At 41.0% G+C, this 5326-nt stretch carries 3 protein-coding genes; all 3 read left to right on the top strand.

Annotated features, from left to right (window positions below; all coding sequences use genetic code 11):
• Positions 1 to 340 precede the first annotated feature (340 nt).
• Positions 341 to 3049 (top strand): preprotein translocase subunit SecA, encoded by a 2709-nt coding sequence (gene secA / locus H5232_RS19790; protein ID WP_182719662.1) that lies wholly within the window; start codon positions 341 to 343, stop codon positions 3047 to 3049.
• A gap of 532 nt (positions 3050 to 3581) precedes the next feature.
• Positions 3582 to 3977, top strand: coding sequence for an 8-oxo-dGTP diphosphatase MutT (gene mutT / locus H5232_RS19785; RefSeq protein WP_182831382.1), 396 nt, complete (start codon positions 3582 to 3584; stop codon positions 3975 to 3977).
• Between the two features lie 652 nt (positions 3978 to 4629).
• Positions 4630 to 5085 (top strand): REP-associated tyrosine transposase, encoded by a 456-nt coding sequence (locus tag H5232_RS19780; protein ID WP_182719661.1) that lies wholly within the window; start codon positions 4630 to 4632, stop codon positions 5083 to 5085.
• Positions 5086 to 5326 lie beyond the last annotated feature (241 nt).

Below are 5326 nucleotides of genomic sequence, written 5' to 3'. Positions count from 1 at the left end.
CCTAGAACCTAGAACCTAGAACCTAAGTTCTTATACTCCCCTTGATTTTCTTTTATCCACCTCCATATCTTCATAGTTAATATAATTTTATAGTCTTAATTAAAGTTATGTTTACGGCTTATTTTAAATTTTCTTGCAGAAAACTGATATCTTAACTACGCGATGGTTTGATGTTTCGCAGAGTCTGGTATAGTAGCGCACGTATTGAACGCTGTATTTCACAACGTTTCTCGAAATTGCTAATTAATATGTGCTCGTGTGAGTAATCTATTAATTAGTAATTATAAAAATGGGTTAGCTGATACTCGGCTAGCAAAGAACACATTGTAACGGTTTTATCATGATATCTAATTTATTTACCAAGATTTTTGGTAGTCGCAATGACCGCACTATTAAAAATTTAAGAAAGACGGTCGCGCTGATCAACGCGCTTGAAACGCAACTTGAAGCGCTTTCAGACGAAGATTTAAAAGCCAAAACAGCAGAGTTTAGAGAGCGTTACGATAACGGACAAGGTCTTGATGACATTCTACCAGAAGCATTTGCTGTGGTACGTGAAGCATCAAAACGTGTAAATGGTATGCGTCACTTTGACGTACAGTTGCTAGGTGGTATGGTTTTACACCAAGGCCGCATCGCAGAAATGCGTACTGGTGAGGGTAAAACCCTTACCGCAAGTTTACCAGCATACTTACGTGGTATTACAGGTAAAGGTGTTCACGTAATTACTGTGAATGACTACCTTGCCAAGCGCGATGCTGAAACTAACCGCCCATTATTTGAATTTTTAGGTTTAACTGTTGGCTGTAACGTACCGGGTATGATGCCGCAACAGAAAAAAGAAGCCTACGCCGCTGATATTACCTACGGTACTAATAACGAATTTGGTTTCGATTACCTGCGTGACAATATGGCGTTTAGCATTAACGAACGCGTACAACGTCCACTTTACTATGCGGTAGTCGATGAAGTTGACTCGATCTTAATTGATGAAGCCCGTACTCCACTGATTATTTCCGGCCCCGCTGAAGACAGTTCGCAGCTGTATGCTGAAATTAATACCATAGTTCCGCTTCTTGAGTTACAAGAGAAAGAAGACGAAGAAGGTATTGAAGGCGATGGCGATTTCACTATTGATGAAAAAGCCAAGCAAGTTCATTTAACTGAACGTGGTCAAATCAAAGTTGAAGAATTACTGATTGAACGTGGTTTGATAGCTGAGGGCGACTCGCTTTATTCTGCTGCGAGTATTACCCTGCTTAGCCATATTTATGCGGCATTACGTGCTCATAAGCTGTATCAAAAAGACATTGATTACGTTGTAAAAGAAAACGAAGTAATCATTGTTGATGAACACACTGGCCGTACAATGGAAGGGCGTCGTTGGTCTGAAGGTTTACATCAAGCTGTTGAAGCAAAAGAAAATGTAAAAATTCAAAACGAAAACCAAACGTTAGCGTCAATTACATTCCAAAACTACTTCCGTATTTACGATACCCTTGCAGGTATGACTGGTACTGCCGACACTGAAGCATTTGAGTTTCAGTCAATCTATGGTCTAGATACTGTTGTTATGCCAACTAATAAGCCGATGATCCGTGAAGATCGCGCTGATTTAGTTTACTTAACGCAAGAAGAAAAATACGAAGCCATTCTAATCGATATTAAAGATTGCCAAGAGCGCGGCCAGCCAGTATTGGTGGGTACGATTTCAATCGAAAGCTCTGAGTATTTATCGCAATTTTTACGTAAAGAAAAAATCAAGCACAACGTACTTAATGCTAAATTCCATGCCCAAGAAGCAGACATCGTTGCCGATGCTGGTTTACCAGGCACAGTAACAATCGCAACTAACATGGCCGGTCGTGGTACTGATATCGTGTTAGGCGGTAACTGGAATAGCGAAGTTGAAAAACTTGAAAACCCAACTGATGAGCAAATTAAAGCGATTAAAGAAGCATGGCAAATTCGCCATGATGCAGTAATTGCTGCTGGTGGTTTACATATCATTGGTACTGAACGTCACGAATCACGCCGTATCGATAACCAGTTACGTGGTCGTTCTGGCCGTCAAGGCGATGCCGGTTCAAGCCGTTTTTACCTATCGATGGATGACGCATTAATGCGTATCTTCGCTGGTGAACGTATGACTAATATGATGCGTAAACTAGGTATGCAACGTGGCGAAGCGATTGAGCATCCATGGGTTAACCGTGCTATTGAAAACGCGCAACGTAAAGTTGAAGCACGTAACTTTGATGTGCGTAAACAGTTGCTTGAATACGATGATGTAGCAAATGACCAACGTCGTGTTGTTTACTCACAACGTAATGAGCTGCTTGAAGAAGGCGATATTTCAGAGACGATCACGGTTATTCGTGGCGACGTATTGGGCAACACTATTGACCAATACATTGCACCGCAAAGTCTAGCTGAAATGTGGGATATTCCGGGCCTTGAAGAGCGCTTAAAACAAGACTTCTTAATTGAGTTACCGATTACACAATGGTTAGCTGACGATAACAAACTTTACGAAGAAAAGTTACGTGAGCGAATTGAAGAGTCAGTTGAGCAAGCTTACAAACAGAAAGAGCAACAAGTTGGCGATTCTGTACTTCGTCAGTTTGAAAAAGCAATCATGCTACAAAGCTTGGATCAACATTGGAAAGATCACCTTGCTGCGATGGATCACCTTCGCCAAGGTATTCATTTACGTGGCTACGCGCAAAAGAATCCTAAGCAAGAGTACAAGCGTGAGTCGTTTGAATTGTTCTCTGAAATGCTTGAGAACCTGAAAATTGATGTAGTTAGTATTTTAAGTAAAGTACAAGTACGTGCTGAAGAAGATGTTGAAAAAATCGAAGAGCAACACCGCCAAAGTGAAAATGCTCCTCGCGAATATCAACATGAAGAAGTTGAGCACGTAGGCGGCGAAGCACCTCAAGGTGCAGTCGTAACATCACGCGCAGAGCCAAAAGTTGGCCGCAACGAACCTTGCCCATGTGGCTCGGGTCAAAAGTTCAAACAGTGTTGTGGTAAGTTAAAATAACCAAATGTTATAATTAACAATTAAAAAGCGACGCCTGCGTCGCTTTTTTTGTTTGTAAGATTAAATATCAGGCGAGTAGCTTGCCACCGCGTTTTAAATGTGGTGTTTGTGCGTCAGCAAGCTCAACGCCTACGGTGTTAAATTTTATCTCGGTGTTAAATCACTTGTAGGCGAGTGGCTTGCCACCGCGATATTCAATATTGTATCGGTGTTTGTGCGTCAGCAAGCTTAACGCCTACGGTGTTAAATTTTATCTCGGTGTTAAATCACTTGTAGGCGAGTGGCTTGCCACCGCGATATTCAATATTGTTTCGGTGTTTTTGCGTCAGCAAGCTTAACGCCTACGGTGTTAAAGTTTATCTCGGTGTTAAATCACTTGTAGGCGAGTGGCTTGCCACCGCGATATTAAATGTGGCTCGGTGTTGGTGCGTCAGCAAGCTCAACGCCTACGGTTGTTGCATTTTACTCTGGTGTTTAATTAATTGCTTGTAAGCGCGGCTTTATGCCGCTCGGTTTTAATAAAGGTATTACGATGAATAAAAAAATTGTGCATGTAGCGGTGGGGGTTATCAAAGCAGATAACACACTATTTATCTGTAAGCGCCCTGACGATAAACACCAAGGTGGTTTGTGGGAGTTTCCGGGCGGCAAAGTAGAAGCTGGCGAAACCGTATTCGAAGCACTAAAGCGCGAGCTTCAAGAAGAAGTAGGTTTAACAATTAATAGTTCAAGCGAGCTGATGGTTATTGAGCATGATTATGGCGATAAATGTGTAAAACTCGACGTGCATTTAGTTACTGATTTTAGCGGCCAAGCCCATGGCGCAGAAGGTCAGCAAAGTGCATGGGTCGCGATTGATAAGTTAGAGGATTACAATTTTCCTGCCGCCAACGTAGAGATTATCGAAAAAATAAAAGTGGATGTTTAAATTTAAGTTGGCGAGTGGCTTGCCAGCGCGTTTTAAAATGTGGCGTGGTGTTGGTGCGTCAGCAAGCTCAACGCCTACGGGTGTTAAAGTTTACTCTGGTGTTTATTAATTACCTGTAGGCGAGTGGCTTGCCACCGCGATATTCAATATTGTTTCGGTGTTTGTGCGTCAGCAAGCTTAACGCCTACGGGTGTTAAATTTTACTCTGGTGTCTATAATTACTTGTAGACAAGTGGCTTGCCACCGCGTTTTAAAATGTGTTGTGGTGTTTTGCGTCAGCAAGCTTAACGCCTACGGGTGTTAAAGTTTACTCTGGTGTTTAATTAATTACTTGTAGGCGAGTGGCTTGCCACCGCGTTTTAAAATGTGTTGTGGTGTTTTGCGTCAGCAAGCTTAACGCCTACGGGTGTTAAATTTTACTCTGGTGTCTAATTAATTACTTGTAGGCGAGTGGCTTGCCACCGCGTTTTAAATGTAGTGTTTGTGCGTCAGCAAGCTTAACGCCTACGGTGTTAAATTGTATTCTGGTGTTTAATTAATTGCTTGCCACCGCGTTTTAAAATTCCGTGTTTGTTTATTAATAAAGCTCAATCTCTACTGGAGGGATCTCGATTAATTGCTATATTTACTTGTAGTTAATTGAGGGAAAGTAATGGTTGATACAAGTAAGCGGACTAAAGGGCGATGCTCGATAATTAATCATTATTACTCAGTTACAATTTGTACTGAAAATAGAATGCAGCTTTTTTGTGATTTTGATAGTAGCTGTTTAATTATGAGGGAGTTACATTTTTTTTCGCATTCGGGAAACCTTAAGACAATTTGTTTTTCATTAATGCCTGATCACTTGCATTGGCTATTTCAGCTTAGAGATACTGATGATTTATCCAAAGTTATTGGTCAATTTAAAAGTATTACTACGATTAAATTGAACCGTTATTTACTTTCTAGCGGAAAAATTTGGCAAGCTAACTTTTATGATCACAAGCTTAGATCTGATGAAGATTTACTTAACCAAGCTAGATATATAGTTGCAAACCCGCTCAGGGCTGGCTTAGTTAAAAGTGTGGGTGATTATCCATTTTGGAATTGTGTATATTTAAACTAATCCCAGTACATCTAATCTACTCTTTCGTAATATGCCATCGCGATATTCAAAATTTGGTGTGGTATTTGTGCGTCAGCAAGCTCAACGCCTACGGTGTTAAATTTTACTCTGGTGTTTAATTAATTACTTGTAGGCGAGTGGCTTGCCACCGCGTTTCAAAATATGATGTGGTGTTTTTGCGTCAGCAAGCTTAACGCCTACGGGTGTTAAAGTTTGTCTCGGTGTTAAATTTACTTTGATG

It is taken from the genome of Pseudoalteromonas sp. SG41-5, from assembly GCF_014164495.1.
In the GTDB taxonomy this organism is placed as follows: Bacteria; Pseudomonadota; Gammaproteobacteria; order Enterobacterales; family Alteromonadaceae; genus Pseudoalteromonas; species Pseudoalteromonas rhizosphaerae.
Note: the sequence above shows the minus strand (reverse complement) of the source record. Positions and strands in the feature narration are given on the sequence as shown.